The following is a 19,082-nucleotide window of genomic DNA, read 5'->3' as shown; positions in this document are numbered from 1 at the left end:
CAACAGGTCGAGCAGGGAGAAAAAAGTCCCGCACCAACACCCCACCTCACCCACCAACGCGCCCCTCCCACAATTTCGCATGCAATTCTATTGCATGAATTTTCAACAAAGCCCAGAAACGTTGCAATCCCAACGACATGAATTCAAAATTTGAAATAGCCAAAAGGGAATTGCATGCGAAATTGGCGAGGCAGGATCAGAAGGCGGCGGCAGGGCCAGCACTAAACAAAAGTCGCACATAATTTCCTACGGTCACTTTTGGAGACCGCCCAGAAACGTTGCAATTGCAACGACGCTACTTCATGATTTGAAGTACCCGCAGGGGAATTACGTGCGAAATTGCCTAGGCAGAAGTGGAGGGTGCCGGAGGGACCGGAGGGCCAGGCTGCGGTACCCGCGGTGCCGGAAGGTCCAGCGGGCCTGGCCGCGGTGCCGGTGGGCGGCGGGGCCTGGCCGGACAACGAGTCGACGCGCCGAGCCACCGATCATAGACCCGGCCCCACTGGTGTGGAGGGCGCCGGAGGGATCTGCCGCGGTGCCGGTGGGCGGCGGCAGGGCCAGAACTAAACAAAAGTCGCACATAATTTCCTACGGTCACTTTTGGAGACCGCCCAGAAACGTTGCAATTGCAACGACGCTACTTCATGATTTGAAGTACCCGCAGGGGAATTACGTGCGAAATTGGCGAGGCGGGATTGCAGAACGGCAGGGCCTGGCCGCAGTGCTGGTGGGCGGCGGCGGGGCCTGGCCAGGCTCCGAGATCGACCACTCCGAGCGAAGCTCGCGTGTGGCGATCTCGCGGGCGGGCCGCAGCACACCAGCACACACAGCGGCCCGGCCCGCAGAACGGAACGCGCGGCAGCCCGCCAGGGCCGCCGCGCGTTCACGCAACTAGTTCACACTCAGCACAGTCGAGAGCTCGCGCACTCAGCGCAACCGAGCAGCCACCACCTCGGCGACCTGGACCGCGTTCAGGGCAGCGCCCTTGCGCAGGTTGTCGCCGGAGACGACCAGGACGAGGCCACGCTTGCCGTCGACCGCCTGATCCTGGCGGATGCGACCCACGAGGACCTCGTCGCGGCCGGCGGCCTCGAGCGGGGTCGGGACGTCGACGACGCGCACGCCGGGCGCGTCTGCCAGCAGGGCGCGCGCCTGGTCGGGCGTGATGTCGCCTGCGAACTCGGCGTGGATCGTGAGGGTGTGGCCGGTGTAGACGGGGACGCGCACGCAGGTGCCGGACACGGCCAGGTCGGGAATGTGGAGGATGCGGCGCGACTCGTTGCGCAGCTTCTGCTCCTCGTCGGTCTCTTCGGAGCCGTCGTCGACGATTGAGCCGGCGAGCGGCACGACGTCGAAGGCGATGGGCGCGACGTACACGCCGGGCTCGGGCAGGGTGACGGCGCGACCATCCAGGGCCAGAGCTGCCAGGTCTTGCGCAGCACCGGCCTCGATCTGGCCGGTCAGCTCGGCGACGCCCGCGCGGCCCGACCCGGAGACGGCCTGGTAGGAGGAGACGAAGAGACGCGTCAGCCCACCCGCGGCGTCCACGAGGGGCTTGAGGACGGGCATGGCGGCCATGGTCGTGCAGTTGGGGTTCGCGATGATGCCCTTGGGGCGGTTGTCGACGTCGTCGGGGTTGACCTCGGAGACGACGAGCGGCACCTCGGGGTCCTTGCGCCACGCGGAGGAGTTGTCGACGACGACCGCGCCGGCGGCCGCGAACTTGGGGGCGTACTCGCGCGAGGCCGTGGCGCCCGCGGAGAACACGGCAATGTCAATGCCCGAGTAGTCCGCCGTCGCCACATCCTCGACGACGATGTCCTGCCCCTTCCAGGGCAGGGTCGTGCCGGCGCTACGCGCGGACGAGAAGAAACGAATCGTCTCGACCGGGAACTGACGCTCCTCCAGCAGGGTGCGCATGACTCGGCCGACCTGGCCGGTGGCACCGACGACGGCGACATTGAAACCACTCATGGTGTTCTCCTTTGTTGGTGCGCGCGCCCATACGACGGGGCGAACGCTGGGTGAAATCTATGGGGACGAGGCCGGCCTCGCTAACCGGGATCACCGGAACCGTGCAGAAACAGCGAAAGCAGCCCGGGCCTCGTCGATGAACGATCAGCGGCCGGTGCCGCCGTAGACGACGGCTTCGGTTTCGGAGGCGTCGAGGCCGAACGCGGTGTGGACGGCCTTCACGGCGCGGTCGAGGTCTTCGAGGCGGGTGACGACGGAGATGCGGATCTCGGAGGTGGAGATCAGGTCGATGTTGATGCCCGCGTCGGACAGGGCGGAGAAGAGGCGCGCGGAGACGCCGGGGTTGGTGCGCATGCCGACGCCGACGAGGCTGAGCTTGCCGATGTTGGGGTTGTAGCGCAGCTCGTTGAAGCCGATTTCGTCGCGGTGCGCCTCGAGGGCGTCGAGGGCCTTCTGCGCGTCGCCTTCGGGCAGGGTGAAGGTGATGTTGGCCTTCGTGGGGTCGGAGATCGGCAGGTTCTGAACGATCATGTCGATGTTGGCACCGACTTCGGCGACGACGGCGAAGACGCGGGCGGCGACGCCGGGGCTGTTCGGCACGTCGGTGACGGTGATCTTGTCCTGCGAGCGGTCGTGAGCGATACCGGAGATGACGGGCTTTTCCATGGCGTTTTCCTCAGGGGACTTCAGGGCGGCGTCGGGCACGAGGCCCTTGAGCTCGGGGTTTGCGGGGGAGTCGGAGATCCAGGTGCCGTTCTTTTCGGAGAACGAGGAGCGCACGTGCAGGGGGACCCCGTAGCGCCGGGCGAATTCGACGGCGCGCAGGTGGAGAATCTTGGCGCCGTGCGCGGCCATTTCCAGAGTTTCTTCCTGGGTGAGGGTGCGCAGGCGGTGGGCCTTGGGGACGATGCGCGGGTCGGCGGAGAAGAGCCCGTCGACGTCGGTGTAGATTTCGCACACGTCGGCGTGGAGGGCTGCGGCGAGGGCGACGGCGGTCGTGTCGGAGCCGCCGCGGCCGAGCGTGGTCACGTCGTCATCTTTGGAGATGCCCTGGAAGCCGGCGACGATGGCGACCTGGCCGTCCTTGACGGCACGGGCGACGCGCTCGGGGACCATGCCGACGATCTGGGCGGCGCCGAAATGGCTGTCCGTCTTGATGCCGGCTTGTGCGCCGGTGTAGGCGCGGGCTTCGACGCCGAGCTCGTTGACGGCCATCGCGAGGAGGGCCATCGAGATGCGTTCGCCGGCGGACAGGAGGATGTCCATTTCGCGCTCGGGCGGGTTGTCGGTGAGTGCTGCGGCCGAGTCGAGCAGGTCGTCCGTCGTGTCGCCCATCGCCGATACGACGACAACGACGCGGTGTCCCGCGTTGTGCGTGTCCACGATGCGCTGGGCGACGCGCTTCATGGCTTCGGTGTCGGCGACGGAAGAACCGCCGTACTTTTGCACGATCAGTGCCACTTGAGCCTCATTTCTGTCGGTACGTGCCGATATGCACGTATTCGGGTGGCGCACGCCACCACAACAATCCTACGGCCCACCAGGCATCGCGCTGGGAACGACCGGCATGTGGGCGCGGGTGACATGGGACGCGCCGGGGCAACCCAGGACACAGGGACGCACGAGGCCCGGAATTGCAACGCTCCTGGTCAGCGCCGCCTCGGTCGCCAGCGCGCGGGGGCGTTCAGGCGGCGGGCAATGTCACGTCGATGACGGTCCCCTTGTCGGCGTCCGCGAGGCGCACGGACCCGCCCATTGCGCGCGCCACCGACTCGACGATCGACATTCCCAGGCCCGAGGAGCCGCGCCCGTCGCGCGTACGCGAGGAGTCGCCGCGCACGAAACGATCGAAGACGCGGTCGCGGATCTCAGCGGGGATGCCGGGACCGTCGTCGGCGACGCGGATCCTCACCATCGACGAGGCCGGGGCGTCCGTCCCCGCTCCACCACCGTCAGGAACGCGGCTGAGAGAAACGGTGACGCGTGTGCCCGCAGGCGTGTGCACGCGGGCGTTCGCGAGCAGGTTCGTGAGGATCTGGCGCAGGGCAGCCTCGTCACCCAGGACCTGGATGTCCGAGGCCTCGCCGAGCTCCCACGCATGGTCGGGGGCGACCACGTGCGCGTCTGACAGGGCGTCCAGTATCAGCGGGATAACGTCGATAGTGTCCCGTTTGAGTGCCCGGTTGCCGTCCAGGCGCGCCAGGGTCAGCATCTCCTCCACGAGGGAGGCCATGCGCGCACCCTCCGAGGAGATGCGCTCGAGCGCCTGGGTGCGGGAGGCCTCGTCAATGTCGCGGCGGGCGAGCTGCGCGTACCCCTGTACGGAGGCCAGCGGCGTACGCAGCTCGTGCGAGGCGTCGGCGACGAACTGGCGCAGCTTCGCCTCGCTGCGGGCGCGACGTTCCATGCCGTCCTCGACCGCGTCGATCATCGAGTTGAGCGCGCCTGCGACGTCGGCGACCTCGACGGGGCCTGAAGTCGCTTCCTCGCCGACGCGCATGAGGTCGTTGGCGTTATCGGCGAGGTCGCGGCTCGCGATGTCTGCGGCGGCCGCGCGCACCACCCCGAGCGGGCGCAGCTCGCGGCGCACCCACGCCCGGCCCGCGAACCCGGCCGCAATCGCGACGATGAGGGACAGACCAAGCTCAACCGCGACGAGCATCAGGACCACATCATCGACGCTATCCATCTGCACGCCGACGAGCACGGTCTTGTCGCCCACGACCTGGGAGGTCACCCGGAACGCGCCCAGATCTTTGAGACGCACGGTGTGCGGGGCGCCATCCGTCGGCACCGCGGCCAGGATCGCCAGTGCAGGCTCATTCAGGTAGGTCACCGAGAAGTTGGAGACGACCGCACCGGCCGCCTCGCCGTCCTCGCTCACGTACTGGAGGGTGCCCTCGGCGACGCCAGAACCGCCAAACCCCGGCCCCTTGGGTCCGCCGGGGACGACGGGCCCACCGGGACGAGGCACCCGCCCACCCGACTGCGGGACCGCACGGGCACCAGCATCGTCAGAATCGTCGTCAAAATCATCGTCCGCATCCACCCCATTATCTGGAGCGTCCTCAACATCCAGGTGCTCGCCCGCGCGCTGCGAGAGACGATGCAGCTCGGAATCCATGTTGCCGAGCATCCAGGAGCGCATGACCAGCGTGGACGCCGCCACCATGACGATGAGCGCGAGCGCCACGCACGCGGCCAAGGCGCGCGAGAGGCGCCCCGCCAGGGAAGGCCGCCGCGTCACTGCGGCTCCCGCATGATGTAACCGGCACCGCGCACCGTGCGGATGAGGGCCGGACGATCCGCGTCGATCTTCTTGCGCAGATACGAGATGTACAGCTCGACAACGTTCACCTGGCCACCGAAATCGTAGCTCCACACGGCGTCCAGAATCTTTTGCTTCGACAGCACGATTCCAACGTTCTCCATGAGATACCGAAGCAATTCGAACTCAGTGTTCGTTAACGTGATTTCTTCCCCGCCACGACGCACATCGTGAGAATCCATATCGAGGGTCAGATCCGCGACCTGCAGCACCGTCGACGCCGCCTGCTGGGTGCGTCCCGCGCGGCGCAGCAGCGCCTCCACGCGGGCCGCCACCTCGTCCAGATCGAAAGGCTTCGTCACGTAGTCGTCGGCTCCCGCGCGCAAGCCCTGCACGCGGTCCGCGACCGCGTCGCGTGCGGTGAGGAAGAGGACCGGCAGCTCCGGGTCGCGAGCGCGCAGGCGCTCCAGCGCCTCCAGGCCATCCATGCGCGGCATCTGCACATCGAGGATCACGACGTCCGGGTGGAAGCTCGACGCCTTCGCCAGCGCGTCCAACCCATCCTTCGCCGTAGCCGTCTCCCAGCCCTCGTGGCGCAGCGCCTGCGACAGCAAGTCCGCCAGCATCGCCTCGTCATCAACAACCAGCACTCGGGGCGCGCCTGAACTCGCCTGGGTCGCCATCATGGCCTCCTCGTCTTCTCGCAGCGCGGTCCCTACGATTGTGTCACACGTGCGTCACGGACAGCGGGACGCGCGGCCCACGAGGCGACAAACGCCGCAGGTCGCAGCCGCAAAGGGTACCGGCACAGACGCACGCCCACCCGCGCGACCACAACACAAGTCAGCACCCGCCTGCGCGTTGAGAGCGCGAGGCGGCCCGGGCCTCGTCAATGACGGCTCAGAGGCGGCTCCCCTAGAGGCGGCGGCGCCCCTCGAGCGCGCGGCCCAGCGTCACCGAGTCCGCGTACTCCAGGTCGCCGCCCATGGGCAGGCCCATCGCCAGGCGCGAAGTTTCGACGCCCATCGTGGAGAGCATGCGCGCGAGGTAGGCGGCCGTCGCCTCGCCCTCAACGTTCGGATTGGTCGCCAGGATGACCTCGGTGACCGTCCCGTCCGCCAGGCGGCTCATGAGCGAGGCGATGTTCAGCTGGTCGGGCCCCACCCCGTGAATCGGGTCAATGACGCCGCCGAGGACGTGGTAGCGCCCGCGGAACACGCGCGCGCCCTCGATCGCCTGGATGTCCTTGGGCTCCTGGACGACGCAGATCGCGCTGGGGTCGCGGCGCACGTCGCGGCAGATGGAGCACTCGTCCTCTTCCGTGAGGTTGCCGCAGATGTCGCAGTGGCGCACGCGCCCGCGCACGGCGTTGATCGCGTCGACGAGGCGCGCGACATCCTCGGGCTCCGCGTCCAGGACGTGCATGGCCATGCGCTGCGCGGACTTCGGGCCGATGCCGGGCAGCTGCCCAAACTGATCGATGAGGTCGGCCAGGGCGCCGTCGTACATGTCAGTATCCTCCCTCGGTCATTTTCTCTTCGATGACGCGTCCGCCGAGGATCTCCAGGACCGCTGCCAGGCCGATCATCTGCGAGTTTTCAATGTTTTCGTCGTCGATGCTGGCACTGTCGTCGTCGGCCGCGTGGGTGCGGGTCGAGGCGACGGCGGCCTCGCGCTGAGCCTTCTCGCGCAGTGCGGCCTCGGCGGCGGCGCGACCGGTCAGCGGCACATCGGGCGCTTGTGCGGCGTCGCGCTGGGGTTGCGAGTTGCCGAATCCGGGCGCGGAATCCGGGGCATGCGTGGGCTCGGGGGCCGCCGCCAGCCAGGCCGGGGCCTGCGCGGGGGCGCTCGGTGCGGCGCCGATCGGTGCCGCGTCAGCGGGGGCGGCCGGCTCTGGCGGGGTCCACGAGTCGGCGCCATCGTCGAAGTTGACGGACGCTCCCCCGGAGATGACGACCGGGTCGCCCCACCCCGTCGGGGTCGACGGCGTGTGCGCGGCGGGCTGGATGGGGGCATCGTCGAAGACGGGGGACGTGGCCGGGGCGGGCTGCGCGGGTTCTGGCGCACTCTCCTCACCCGGCTCCGGGTCGCCCGGGTATCGGAAGACCGTGAACGAGTGCTTGCGCGGGGCCTCCCCGCCGTTCGGGGACGAGGCCGGAGCGCCCTCGGGCGCATCGGCGGAGGCGGCGGCGAGGGCTCGGGCCGCCCGCTCGGGCAGCGCGGGGCGCTCGGCGCCGGGCTGCGGGACGGGTGCCTGAGAAGCCGACGTCGGCGCGAGAGCGACGGGCTCGCGCCGGATCGGCGTCACCGTCGCGGGCTCGGGCCAGCCGGCGTCCTCGGGTTCAGGTTCGGGAGCGGGTGCGGGTGCACGCGCGGGCTCCGGCCAGCCGGTGTCAACCGGCTCGGGAGCAGGCGTGGGGGCCGCCTGCGCGACGTGTTCCTCGTGAGCGCGCGCGGGCGCCTGCGGGGCGGGTGCGGCCTCGGGCCACGGCTCGGGTTCGGGTGCCGCCTGCGCGGCGGCCTGATCAAAAGGGGGCGGCTCCGATACCCAGCCTCCGTGGGACGGACGCTGGGAGGGGCGCTGGGAGACACCGGGGTGCGAGGCCTGCGCCGACGGGCCGGTCGTCGCCGGGCCGCCCGAGGCCTGCCCGACCTGCGCGGACACGCTGAGGTTCAGGCCGGTGACCTCGTTGATGGCCTTTTCGACGTCGGCCGCGCGGGGGCCGCGCGAGAAGGCGTTGACCATGGCCTCGACCGGGAAGAGGAGGATCACGTGGGAGCCATCGACGGCCCCCAGCTGCGCGTTGCCGCCGACCATGGACCACGTGACGCGGCTGATGGAGGAGAGGCGCTCGACGACTTCGTTCCAGCGACCGCGCAGCATGTCGGCGTCGCGGCCGGAGGCGGGGGCCTCGACACGAGCGTTAGTATCCGGACGCTGTGGCGCGGCAGAATCGGGGCGCTGCTGCGCGCGGGCAGCGGCACGAGGCTCGGCCTGGGCGCGCTCCTGCGTGGCATCGATGTGAGGTCGCTCGACGGCCTCGCGGTGCGGGGCCTCCTGCGGTGCCGCCTGCGCGGGCACGGACCCCTGCACGGGTGCGGACCTCTGCGCGGGCGCGGTGCTCTGCTCCGGAGCCGGTTTCTGAGCGGCGGGCTTCTGAGCGGACCAGTCGGGGCCGCTCCCCCACGCGGGCATACCCTGCGGGGCGGGCGCAGCAGACGATGCAGGCGCGGTGGGGGCCGAGGCCTCGGCGCGCTCCTGCTTCTTGCGGGCCAGGGCCTCGCGGGCCTCGCGGGCACCGAAACGACCGGAGGAGGCCTCGGACGACGGCGCGGAAGCCTCGCGCGGCGCTCCCCCACCGGTCATGCCGACCGTGCCCTGGACGGGAGCCTGGGCGGGCGCGGGGGCGGGCACGAGGATGCGGCCGACGAGGAGCTCAAGCTGCAGACGAGGCGACGTCGCGCCCGTCATGGCACGCAGGGCCTCGTCGGTCAGGTCGGCGGCGCGGGACAGGCCGTGCGGACCCCAGTTCTGCGCCTGTCGCTGCATGCGCTCGAACTGGTCCTGCGGAGTGTCAGCCAGAACGTCGCGCGCGCCGTCACCGGCCACCGCGATGATGAGGAGATCACGCAGCCGCTGGAGGAGGTCCTCGACGAAGCGGCGCGGATCGTGGCCGGACTCGACCATGCGCTCGACGACGCGGAAGGCCGCGGCGCCGTCACCGCCCGCGAGAGCATCGACGGACTGATCGAGCAGCGCGGAGTCCGTGTACCCCAGCAGCGCCACCGCCGTCTGGTAGCTGACCTGGCCGTCGATCGCACCGGCCATCAGCTGGTCGAGCACCGACAGGGTGTCACGCACCGAGCCGCCGCCCGCGCGCATGACGAGGGTCAGAACCCCCTCGCCCACGCCGATGTGCTCCTCGGCGCACAGGGTCGTCAGGTACGGGCCGAGGACATCCGGGGGCACCAGGCGGAACGGGTAGTGGTGGGTGCGCGAGCGGATCGTGCCGATGACGCGCTCGGGTTCCGTCGTCGCGAAAACAAACTTGACGTGCTCGGGCGGCTCCTCGACGAGCTTGAGCAGCGCATTGAAGCCCTGGTTTGTGACCATGTGGGCCTCGTCGATGATGAAGATCTTGTAGCGGTCACGCACCGGCGCGAAGGTGGCGCGCTCGCGCAGGTCACGCGCATCGTCGACGCCGCCGTGCGAGGCCGCGTCGATCTCGACAACATCGAGCGAGCCGGGGCCGCCGGTGGCCAGCTCGCGGCAGGATTCGCACTGGCCGCACGGGGTGTCCGTGGGGCCCTGCGCGCAGTTCAGGCAGCGCGCGAGGATGCGCGCCGACGTGGTCTTGCCGCATCCGCGCGGCCCGGAGAACAGGTACGCGTGCGTGACGCGATTCGCGCGCAGCGCCGCCTTGAGCGGCTCCGTCACGTGTTCCTGGCCGATCACCTGGTCAAAGGTGTCGGGGCGATACCGGCGATACAGAGCTGTGGTCACCCTCCAAGCCTAGTTGCTCCCACCCTCATCTGCGTCCCGCGCCGCGCGTTCCACACGCGCTGTCGGTCGTTCGTTCATCGACGAGGCCGGGGGTCAATATTCGGGGTTGAAGCAAGGATGACGGAACGGGGTTCGGGGAGGGACCATAGGGAGGAGGAGGCGGCGCGGGGCCATTGTTGCACTCGCACCCCGGCGACGGGCGTCAGTGAGATGACGAGACGCGAGGGAGCGGCCACGATGGCAGCACCCGCAACGCCCACACGAGCGCGGAACGGATGCAGTCGAAACATCGACTACTCCTCAATAGATTCCTGCATACTTATCACAAGGCCATCGCCGCCATCGTCACATAGTGTCCGCGACAACAGGCATCGAGGCATGGACGCTACCACCACAAAGTGATGTATCGCACTTCAAACCCGGATCCACAGTACTCAATGATTTCCATGCCGCAAAGCCATCACTACCACAATACATCGCATGCCAGACAGCAAACGGCCTGAGCCGACACAGTATCATGCGCGTTCGGTCGGGCTCAGACAATACGAAACCCCCGCGCTTCTTTCGAAGCGCGGGGGTCATGCGCGGAGACGGCGGGATTTGAACCCGCGAGGGGCTATGCACCCCTACCTCCTTAGCAGGGAGGCGCACTCGACCGGACTATGCGACGTCTCCAGTGCCGACTACTTTAGGGCATTTTTGCCGCGAGCGCGAACGTGCGCCCGCCGCGACGCCCATTGGCGGTCGGCTCGGCGGAGGGCGAGGGATTCGAACCCCCGGTGCCATTGCTGACACAACGGTTTTCAAGACCGTCTCTTTCGGCCACTCAGACAGCCCTCCAGACTCGGATCATCCTACAGGACTGGGCCCGGGGATGCGACCCTCGCATCCCCGGGTCCGAGCCCATCAGACACATGATGCGTCAGCCGCGCAGCCCAAAGAAGTTCCAGGACTTCTTGTCGGGGGCCGGTTCCTCGGGGTGGTCGAGGAGGCCACGTGAGATCGCGGGCGCGGTCGGCGGCCACAGCGGCACGCGGATCGCCAGCGTCGCCTGGATGGCGTGGTAGACGTCCCAGCGCGAGGACTTGGCGGGCTGCACGGTCTCGTTGTGGGTGCCGAGGCGGCGCACCCAGCGGCCGGGCTGGCTGATGAGGTAGTCGTGGATGTAGTCGACGAAGGAGCGGTAGCAGTGCTCGAAGTGCTCAACCTCGGAGACGCGAGCACCGTCGTCTAGCATCGCGCGGCGCACGGCGACGGCGGCGCACACGCCCTCGCAGACAACCCACTGCTGGTGCTCGTCTTCGCCGGGGATCGGGTCACCCTCGTCGTCCACGCCGGTGGAGAAGCCGGGGCAGGCGTCGGTGCGGCGCCATCCGTCGACGCGGGCGCGTTCGAAGAGCTCGGTGCCCATTTCGAGGAGGTAGTCGGGTACGTCCCACCCCATCGAGCGCAGCCCGGCGCGCACCTGCAGTGCGAAGCGCGCGAGCTGCATCGAGTGGCCGGTCACGTACCCCTCGTAGTAGCGGCGCCCGTCGTTGAGGAGCTTGCCGGCCTCGTGGTTGGCTTCCCAGTTTTCGTCGAAGTACTCCGGGATTCGCCATCCGTTCTTGGAGGCGACCTTGTAGGCGAAGGCTGCCATTTTCTCGGCGCGGTCGAGCCACTCGGGTTCGGTCGTGGCCTCGGCGGCGGCCATGTAGGCCTCGATCGTGTGGATGAGGGTGCCGAGCGTGTGGACGGGGAGGGCCTCGGTGAAGGCCTCGTCGTACTCATCCCAGACGCGCCCGTAGTCGTCGGTCCACAGTTCCTTCTGCTCCTCGAGCATGCGGTTGAGCAGCTCGTGGGCGCCGGGGCGGTCGGCGACGGTCGCGGCGGCCACGCCGAGCAGCGCGTACACGGTGTGGTACTGCGATTTCACGCGCGAGGCCTCGTCCCACGGCACGCCGTGTCCGTCCTCGTCGGGCTCGGGCTTGATGGCGAACCACATGCCGCCGTTGACGGGGTCCGTGAAGTAGTTGGTGAGTGCTTTGACGGCGTGGTCGGCGTAGCGGCGGGTGCCGGGCAGACCCATGAGCGCGCCGAGCGAGAACACGTAGGCCATGCGACCTGTGACGGCCAGATCGATGGATCGGGTCGGGTCGGGCTTTCCATCGGCGTCGAGGTGCGCGAAACCAGTCGCGACGATCGCGCCTTCAGCCTCTTCGATGAGCGCCTGCATGTGGGCGCTCAGCCAACGGTTATGTTCGATGGAATCAAACCATCCCACGGTGTTCCTCCTGACGACACAGTCACGGTCTTCGGTGACCGACATCTCATAGGATAGTCGGTCACTGCCGTTTTTGGGAAAACGTGCAGACCCCCTGTCCTCTCTCGGGGACGAGGCCGGGGCTGCCCCCGCTGCCACCTGCCCTTTTGCGCCCGCCCAGCCACGGCCTCGAACAAGGGAAAACAAGGAACGGTCCACGCCCTGGGACGGCGCTAGCCACAAAGCGGCGTAACGTGCAACACTGTCACTATGCATGAACGAGCTGGCACACGTGCCCTTCCAGAAGACCTCATCAACGTCGACGATGTCATCTCCGCCTACTACGACATCGTCCCTGACCCGACCGACGTGGGACAGCGCGTCGCGTTCGGAACGTCGGGCCACCGCGGCGCTTCGTTGGACGGTAAGTTCAACGAGGCGCACATCATCGCCATCACCGCGGCGATCATCGAGTACCGCGCCTCCCAGGGCATCAACGGTCCCCTGTTCATCGGCCGTGACACGCACGCCCTGAGCGAGCCCGCGTGGCGCACCGCCCTGGAGGTCCTCGCGGCCGCCGGCATCGACACGCGCATTGACTCGCGTGGCTCCTACACGCCGACCCCCGCCGTGTCTGTCGCGATCCTGGGCGCGAACGGCGCTCCTGCCAACCTGCGCACCGAGGGCGACGGCCTGGCCGACGGCATCGTCGTGACCCCCAGCCACAACCCGCCGCGCGACGGCGGCTTCAAGTACAACCCGCCTCACGGCGGCCCCGCCGACACCGACGCGACCGGCTGGATCGCGGCGCGCGCGAACGAGCTGCTGGATTCGGGCGAGTGGAAGAACGTTCCGCGCGTCACCGGCTCCGACCTGCTGCACGACCCGAACATCAAGCCCTTCGACTACCTGGAGTTCTACGTCTCGCAGCTGGACCAGGTCGTCGACATTGAGGCCATCCGCAAGGCGGGCGTGCGCATCGGCGCGGACCCGCTCGGGGGCGCGTCCATCGACTACTGGGCGGCCATCGGCGAGCACTACGGCCTCGACCTGACCGTCGTGAACCCCGAGGTGGATCCGGCGTGGCCGTTCATGACCCTGGACTGGGATGGCAAGATCCGCATGGACTGCTCCTCGCCCTACGCGATGGCGTCCCTGCGTCAGGCCATGACTCCCGACACCGAGGGCAACACCCCCTACGACATCGCGACCGGCAACGACGCGGATTCGGACCGCCACGGCATCGTCACCCCCGACGGCCTGATGAACCCGAACCACTTCCTGGCCGTCGCCATCGAGTACCTGTTCACGCATCGTCCCGGCTGGGGTGCGGACGCGGCCGTGGGCAAGACCCTGGTGTCCTCCGCCCTCATTGACCGTGTTGTGGCCGCCATGGGCCGCAAGCTGGTTGAGGTGCCCGTGGGCTTTAAGTACTTCGTGCCCGGCCTGCTGTCCGGCACCGTCGGCTTCGGCGGCGAGGAGAGCGCGGGAGCTTCGTTCCTGCGCAAGGATGGCACCGTGTGGTCGACTGACAAGGACGGCATCATCCTGGCGCTGCTCGCCTCGGAGATCCTGGCCGTCACCGGCAAGACCCCGTCGCAGCTGCACGAGGAGCAGGTTGAGCGCTTCGGTGCCTCCGCCTACGCCCGCATTGACGCCGCTGCTTCCCGCGAGGAGAAGGCCAAGCTCGCCGCGCTGTCCCCGGATGACGTGACCGCGACCGAGCTGGCCGGCGACCCGATCGTCGCGAAGCTGGTGCGCGCGCCCGGCAACGATGCGCCCATCGGTGGCCTGAAGGTGACGACCGAGTACGCGTGGTTCGCCGCGCGCCCGTCGGGCACCGAGGACGTCTACAAGATCTACGCGGAGTCCTTCAAGGGTGCCGAGCACCTGGCGCAGGTCCAGGAGGCCGCGAAGAAGGTCGTGTCCGACGCCTTGAACGGCTGAGGCTCTGACGCTGCCCGCTCACGCGGGTTGCACGGGGGGCGGCGCTCATACGAGCGCCGCCCCCCTGCTTACCGCAGATGTGCATGGGCCGATGTACCCTTGGAACACCCAGATCAGGAAGGACTACCATGACAGCAGCTATTCGCTTAATTTCGGGTAAAAGTCCAACCGCACTGGAGTTTTTCGCCGGCATTGGCCTCGCTCGAGCAGGGCTTGAACAAGCGGGATTCTCCGTCGCCTGGGCAAATGACTACGAAGCCAAAAAGCACCAGCTATATCGCTCTCAGTACGGAACAGACACCGACTACCATGTCGGCGATATCGCTGACGTCACTGGCAGCGATTTGCCGACGGACGCCGCAATCGCCTGGGCATCCTCCCCCTGTACCGACCTTTCCCTCGCTGGTAATCGAGGTGGACTTGACGGCAAGCAATCGGGAACATTTTGGCACTTCATGCGGATCCTCGAAGAGATGGGGGAAAACCGCCCTCCTGTCGCGGTCCTCGAGAATGTCACTGGGCTCGCTTCCTCGCATTCAGGCGATGATCTTACTGCAGCAATCCGCGCTTTTAATTCACTCGGTTATTCCATCGATGCTCTGTCTATTGACGCCAGGCATTTCATTCCACAGTCACGGCCACGTATGTTCCTTGTAGGGGCACTAAATCCGCCCGAATCGGATGACGCTCCCTCAGATCTACGTCCCGAGTGGCTCGAATGGATACATTCCGACCCGACCCTCACCACTCACCGGGCTCCTCTTCCCGTCGTTCCCCCGCTGCTCACCGAGGGATTTACCACGGTTGCAGATCAACTCCCCGATGACGATCCCCATTGGTGGAACACCCACCGGACTGCAGCATTCCTTGGATCACTATCCCCCGTTCAGGCTGCACGACTCGACTCTCTGCGCACATTGAATCAGGTCTCATACCGTACCGCGTACCGGCGTACGCGTCAGGGGAAACCCGTTTGGGAAATTCGGCCCGACGATATTGCTGGTTGCCTGCGGACAGCACGCGGTGGATCTTCACGACAAGCTGTTGTCAGAGCCGGCAAGGGTGAGGTTGCTGTACGTTGGATGACTCCTCATGAATATGCAACCCTCATGGGCATCCCCGACTATAACTTCGGCGATGCCACGGATAACCAAATTCGTTTTGGTTTCGGCGACGCGGTTGCCGTCCCTGTTGTTGCTTGGCTCGGAGAGAACTACCTCATGCCCTTGGTTCGTCAAGAATTCAGCCAGGATTTCTCATCACTGAAAGTAGCTGCTCATGGCTAGTACTGGCATCGCCTCGTACGGTTCACCGGATTCAGAAATCAAGCCACCGCTGAAGCGCGAAATGCCCACGCGTTTCGTGCAGCTGTTTCGTGCACATCTGTCGTCGGCTCTCAACTTCGTTGAGCCTCTGACGCGTAAGCGACTCGGTAAGTGCGTCGGAGTGTATGCCTTTTACGACTTCGACGGTGAGCCCATCTACGTTGGCCAAACAACGGAGGACTTTGGGACTCGAATTGGTCGACATCTCAGAGGTCAGCGCAGCGACACTCTCGCCTACAGAATTCTGGATCCGTTTGAAGTTGCAGAGGTCGAGTTTTTTCCAGCGGATTACCTGCTGGACACTTACCCCGACAGGAAAGAACGAAGCGCCGCATTTGATTCACTGGAGTACTCCGTGTACGTCCATGCAATCGAACAGTCGAGCTACCACGCCATCCTCAATGAGAAGATTCCGCCTATTTCTCCTCTTGTTGATTTACCGAAATCTTATCGCTTCAACTTGATTCCCGAGGAGTACCGCGAGGATCGTGAGCACCCGGATGTCCGAATTGCACGGCGTGCGGAGACGCTCGCTCGTGTTGCGGCCGTCGCGCACGAACGCGGTGAAGTTTCCGCTGGGCTGCGTCGCGTTATCGTTATCCAAGCTATTCGTCTTGCAGACTTGGCTGCGGCTCGACTCGCTTATGCCGAAGGCCGACCACGCCCTGATCCCAATTGCATCGACGTCCATGCACTTGTCGGGAACATCTTCGAGGAGCAAGTTCCCTAGTTTCTCGCGCTGCCCGCTGGCGCGGGTTGCGCGGGGGGCGCTCATACGAGCGCCGCCCCCCTCGTCCGTCGAAAAGATAACTCCGATGGGTGTCGTCAGGATTGCGCGCCAGTGGCAGCCGCGTCGAACCACTCGGGCACGCGTCCCGGAATGTCCGCCAGCTCCTGGGGATTAGCGGACGTGCCGTCGCTGCGCAAGTATCCCGTGTAGTAGTTGAGCGACGTCAGCCAGCTTTGCGAGACCATGATGTCGACAGTGACCCCATAGCGTTCGCTCGTCCATACCAGGACGGTGTCGGTCGACCCACCGTCGGCGGCGTAGGTATCGCGGCGCAGGTCAAAACCGAACGGCTTGAGCTCGCCGTCAAACGCTTCTTGCACGCGCTGCGGATCATGCTCATCAAAGTCGTAGGACCGCGAAATCATTCGATACAGCGTCTGGTCGCCAACGCTCAGCTGAGAAATATAGTCGTTCCCGTCGTAGCTACGGTAGTTCTCACGCGTCATGACCTCATTGCGTGCCCGGATGATCGCCGGTTCCACGTCGCGTTTGAACGCCTCGATGGGTTCGAGAGACGCCGCGCGCTCCAGGTCTTCCTTCTGTTCCGTGTTCAACTTTTTTCCTCCTGCGAAAGGTATGCACGCGGCGCACACCACTGCTAGAAAAGCAGCAAGCACCCCAATGGGCGGGCGCTTCACTTCTTACCTCGTCCCGCGATGACCCGTGAAATGTCGTCGAGCGCCTTGCTGCCCTCGTTGAAGTATCCACCATGCTTGCGGAACGGATAGAACTGCGACTTATCAACGTTGTCGCCAACATCGCCGGACAGGTGGTTGTAGCCCGGCATCTTGGCGGGATTCTTTCCGAAGCGACCGTCGTCGCCCATGCCCTGGACCATGTCCTGCCAATAGTCGGTGGCGCTGACCCAGGCGTGGCCCTTCTCAAGCTTAAACTCCGAGACGTCCTGGACGCCTGAGCCCGGCGAGCCAAACTGGATGAGATCATCGACGACACCCGAATCGACCTTTGTGAGCGCAATACCGGCGGTCGTCGACCCGTAGGAGTGGGACGCGACGGTAATGTGCGCGTCGCCCGCGCCGCGCTCGCGCGACGCATCGAGACCGTCCAGGAATCCAGCGAGTTTATCTGCGCCCCTCCTGGCGTAACCGATATCCGTCACCTCTGCGATATTCTGCGGTGCCTCGTAGCCCAGGTAGGAGATCATTGCGACACTCTCGCCGTGAGCGTGTTTCCTCACGTTCGCGCCCATAATCTTCGCATCGTCATCGTACTTGCCCAAGTTGTTCGCAACGTTGGAGTACAGACCCGGGACAATCACGCCGATATGATCGGCCGTGTCGACGTTGCCCTGAGCGACGGCGGCGAGCACCCGCTTGCCCGAAGTCTCCAGACTCAGGAGCTGGCGTGGGGTCCCGTCTCCCTGCGGCGAGGGCTGTTCCCGATCGAGCGTGCTTTGAACATTCTTCAGTGCCTTCACTCGCTCTTCAACACGTTCCAGTTCCTGGCGCTCGCGGCGCGACGGATGGGTGCCGTAGCGGTCCTTGAGACGCTCAAGCTTCTTCTCTTCCCGCGCGGTGGCGTCCTTCAGGTAGATGCGGTTCGCCTTGTCACGCGACGTTCCGTCGATGCCGTTCAGGTTGCCGATCTCCTGGGGGTGGGCCTTGATCATCTGTTCTTTGTCGGCGTCGCTGAGCGAGGACCACCAGTCCGCCACTTCCTTTTCGGAAGCCCCCTTGGGTGGAAGCTGGAGTTTCTTCGTCGGGCCGCGGCTACCACTGGTCGATCCATTCGCGTAGGAGCTTCCCACTCCACCCATTGCCGCGAGTTTGCTCTGCGTGTTCTGAACGACGCTGGCTGCCGTCTTCATGATCGCGCCCACCTGACCAGACACGATCGCCATGTTTTTCTTGATCGCCACCGCATCGATCGGAGATACATTGTGCGGACCAACGTAATGGACAGATCCATCCGGTCCGATGTGGAGGAAGTTATTCACGGCGGCGCCATCGAGATTCCTGGCCGCTGATCCGACTTTTTGTGCGCCCTCCGAGGCCTCGTTAAAGATGCTGGCGAGGGCCTTGAGCTTACCCTCCTGCCGTTCGACGTCTCCGCACAGCTTGAACAGCGCACTACGGGCGGCATCGACGGTACGCCCGTGCGCGGTCAGAGAGCTCAGTTGGGCGTCGAGACTCTCACGCACGTTCGCCAGTAACTCCGCGCTCTTTTCATATCCCTGTGCTTGCTGGCTGAGGGATGAGCCCTCCCACTGCAGGAGATCGGACCACTTCATTGTGACGACTACCCTCCGAGTTCTGCGCTAAAGCGATTGGCTCCCAGATCCAGCGGCTCGATTGGATCCACTATCGGGGTCGGGTTTCCCATCCTGGGCAGCTTCACGGGAGGCACCTCGGGAAGCTCGATGGCAGGTTTCGGAAGGGGGCGGGGACCGGTCGGCCCTGTGATGATCGGATCCAAGGGCTTGATCGGCCCGACTGGGTCATAGGGCATGGGCTCAACCTTCGGCCGACCCGTGCGAGGGCGGGGTTGGTGGCGGCGGCGATGCCCACCGTCCCTGTGATTCCCCTTCTGCTTGTCTGGGTCACCAGGAAGACGCGGACCGTGATGAGTCGGCTGACCACCATTGCTCGGTGAGGGAAGAGGAACGAGTCGCGGATTCTCATGCCCCTGTCCACCGCCAGAGCCGGAACCCGAGCCCCCACCGTATCTGTTGCCCTCGATGATGGAACCGATGAGCTGGCTGTTCTCGTCTTCGGAGGCGATGAAGTCGCGCTCGGCAGCTTCGAGCGAGTCGGCGTGCTCGTCCAGGCTCGTGCCCGTCTTGGTTGCCTGATCCGCGAACTTATCTTCGACGCCATGCATCTGCGACGACAGGCTCGTGCCGGGCATCGCCGAGGCAAACGCGCTGGCTCCGCCCTCGGGGCGAGCAGAACGAACAGCCTCTGCTGCCTCGCGCGCCGTCGAAGCGAGGCGAGGGAACTCGCCGGCAACAAATGAAAGATCGCTCATCGTCCACTCCTGTGTTCATAGATGCGTGACCTGGACAATATTAC

At 66.1% G+C, this 19,082-nt stretch carries 14 protein-coding genes and 2 tRNA genes; 3 read left to right on the top strand and 13 right to left on the bottom strand.

The window, feature by feature from the left end; all coding sequences use genetic code 11:
• Window positions 1–927: 927 nt before the first annotated feature.
• The 10 genes from O3656_RS08220 to O3656_RS08175 all read right to left on the bottom strand — a co-directional run bounded on the left by O3656_RS08220 (window position 928) and on the right by O3656_RS08175 (window position 12,009).
• Entirely contained in the window at window positions 928–1,974 is a 1,047-nt protein-coding gene (locus O3656_RS08220; protein ID WP_500063496.1) for an aspartate-semialdehyde dehydrogenase, read from the bottom strand.
• Window positions 1,975–2,118: 144 nt separating this feature from the next.
• A complete protein-coding gene (locus tag O3656_RS08215; protein WP_500063494.1) occupies window positions 2,119–3,435 on the bottom strand; it encodes an aspartate kinase in 1,317 nt (438 codons plus the stop codon).
• 223 nt (window positions 3,436–3,658) lie between these two features.
• On the bottom strand, window positions 3,659–5,221 hold the full coding sequence (locus O3656_RS08210) for a sensor histidine kinase (protein WP_500063493.1): 1,563 nt from the start codon (window positions 5,219–5,221) through the stop codon (window positions 3,659–3,661).
• Window positions 5,218–5,925: a response regulator transcription factor gene (locus tag O3656_RS08205; RefSeq protein WP_500063499.1), complete on the bottom strand. Its 708-nt coding sequence runs from the start codon at window positions 5,923–5,925 to the stop codon at window positions 5,218–5,220. The genes O3656_RS08210 and O3656_RS08205 overlap by 4 nt, the downstream gene beginning before the upstream one ends.
• Before the next feature lie 232 nt (window positions 5,926–6,157).
• Window positions 6,158–6,751, bottom strand: coding sequence for a recombination mediator RecR (gene recR / locus O3656_RS08200; RefSeq protein ID WP_007588661.1), 594 nt, complete (start codon window positions 6,749–6,751; stop codon window positions 6,158–6,160).
• Window position 6,752: 1 nt separating this feature from the next.
• Window positions 6,753–9,746 carry a DNA polymerase III subunit gamma and tau gene (locus O3656_RS08195; protein WP_500063491.1) on the bottom strand — a complete coding sequence of 998 codons (2,994 nt, stop codon included), beginning with the start codon at window positions 9,744–9,746 and terminating at the stop codon, window positions 6,753–6,755.
• 74 nt (window positions 9,747–9,820) lie between these two features.
• Window positions 9,821–10,036, bottom strand: coding sequence for a hypothetical protein (locus tag O3656_RS08190; protein WP_500063490.1), 216 nt, complete (start codon window positions 10,034–10,036; stop codon window positions 9,821–9,823).
• 295 nt (window positions 10,037–10,331) lie between these two features.
• Window positions 10,332–10,421: transfer RNA gene (locus tag O3656_RS08185), tRNA-Ser, on the bottom strand.
• Window positions 10,422–10,499: 78 nt separating this feature from the next.
• A tRNA-Ser gene (locus O3656_RS08180) sits at window positions 10,500–10,586 on the bottom strand.
• A gap of 82 nt (window positions 10,587–10,668) precedes the next feature.
• Window positions 10,669–12,009, bottom strand: a complete 1,341-nt coding sequence (locus O3656_RS08175; RefSeq protein WP_500063489.1) for an AGE family epimerase/isomerase — start codon at window positions 12,007–12,009, stop codon at window positions 10,669–10,671.
• A gap of 249 nt (window positions 12,010–12,258) precedes the next feature.
• Here O3656_RS08175 and pgm point away from each other — a divergent pair, with 249 nt between their 5' ends.
• From pgm to O3656_RS08160, 3 genes are all read left to right on the top strand, one after another.
• Window positions 12,259–13,935 carry a phosphoglucomutase (alpha-D-glucose-1,6-bisphosphate-dependent) gene (gene pgm / locus O3656_RS08170; protein ID WP_500063487.1) on the top strand — a complete coding sequence of 559 codons (1,677 nt, stop codon included), beginning with the start codon at window positions 12,259–12,261 and terminating at the stop codon, window positions 13,933–13,935.
• Window positions 13,936–14,063: 128 nt separating this feature from the next.
• Window positions 14,064–15,221 (top strand): DNA cytosine methyltransferase, encoded by a 1,158-nt coding sequence (locus tag O3656_RS08165; RefSeq protein ID WP_500063485.1) that lies wholly within the window; start codon window positions 14,064–14,066, stop codon window positions 15,219–15,221.
• Window positions 15,214–15,990 carry a GIY-YIG nuclease family protein gene (locus O3656_RS08160; protein WP_500063484.1) on the top strand — a complete coding sequence of 259 codons (777 nt, stop codon included), beginning with the start codon at window positions 15,214–15,216 and terminating at the stop codon, window positions 15,988–15,990. The genes O3656_RS08165 and O3656_RS08160 overlap by 8 nt, the downstream gene beginning before the upstream one ends.
• Window positions 15,991–16,085: 95 nt before the next feature.
• Here the strand turns inward: O3656_RS08160 and O3656_RS08155 are convergent, their stop codons facing one another.
• The 3 genes from O3656_RS08155 to O3656_RS08145 form a co-directional block, all read right to left on the bottom strand.
• On the bottom strand, window positions 16,086–16,604 hold the full coding sequence (locus O3656_RS08155; protein WP_500063483.1) for a DUF4853 domain-containing protein: 519 nt from the start codon (window positions 16,602–16,604) through the stop codon (window positions 16,086–16,088).
• 80 nt (window positions 16,605–16,684) lie between these two features.
• Complete coding sequence (locus O3656_RS08150) at window positions 16,685–18,301, bottom strand: alpha/beta hydrolase (RefSeq protein ID WP_500063481.1); 1,617 nt, start codon at window positions 18,299–18,301, stop codon at window positions 16,685–16,687.
• 8 nt (window positions 18,302–18,309) lie between these two features.
• Entirely contained in the window at window positions 18,310–19,038 is a 729-nt protein-coding gene (locus O3656_RS08145) for a hypothetical protein (protein WP_500063480.1), read from the bottom strand.
• Window positions 19,039–19,082 lie beyond the last annotated feature (44 nt).

Origin of the sequence: Pauljensenia sp. 27098_8_83, assembly GCF_041432695.1 — a bacterium.
Taxonomy (GTDB): Bacteria; Actinomycetota; Actinomycetes; order Actinomycetales; family Actinomycetaceae; genus Pauljensenia.
The sequence above is the reverse complement of the archived record's forward strand: the minus strand, read 5'-3'. Positions and strand labels throughout refer to the sequence as shown.

Excerpts from the sequence above, each read along its gene's own strand:
- O3656_RS08220 (WP_500063496.1), bottom strand. The coding sequence starts at position 1,974 with ATGAGTGGTTTCAATGTCGCCGTCGTCGGTGCCACCGGCCAGGTCGGC.
- O3656_RS08205 (WP_500063499.1), bottom strand. The coding sequence starts at position 5,925 with ATGGCGACCCAGGCGAGTTCAGGCGCGCCCCGAGTGCTGGTTGTTGAT.
- recR (WP_007588661.1), bottom strand. The coding sequence starts at position 6,751 with ATGTACGACGGCGCCCTGGCCGACCTCATCGATCAGTTTGGGCAGCTG.
- O3656_RS08190 (WP_500063490.1), bottom strand. The coding sequence starts at position 10,036 with ATGTTTCGACTGCATCCGTTCCGCGCTCGTGTGGGCGTTGCGGGTGCT.
- pgm (WP_500063487.1), top strand. The coding sequence starts at position 12,259 with ATGCATGAACGAGCTGGCACACGTGCCCTTCCAGAAGACCTCATCAAC.
- O3656_RS08165 (WP_500063485.1), top strand. The coding sequence starts at position 14,064 with ATGACAGCAGCTATTCGCTTAATTTCGGGTAAAAGTCCAACCGCACTG.
- O3656_RS08160 (WP_500063484.1), top strand. The coding sequence starts at position 15,214 with ATGGCTAGTACTGGCATCGCCTCGTACGGTTCACCGGATTCAGAAATC.
- O3656_RS08150 (WP_500063481.1), bottom strand. The coding sequence starts at position 18,301 with ATGAAGTGGTCCGATCTCCTGCAGTGGGAGGGCTCATCCCTCAGCCAG.
- O3656_RS08145 (WP_500063480.1), bottom strand. The coding sequence starts at position 19,038 with ATGAGCGATCTTTCATTTGTTGCCGGCGAGTTCCCTCGCCTCGCTTCG.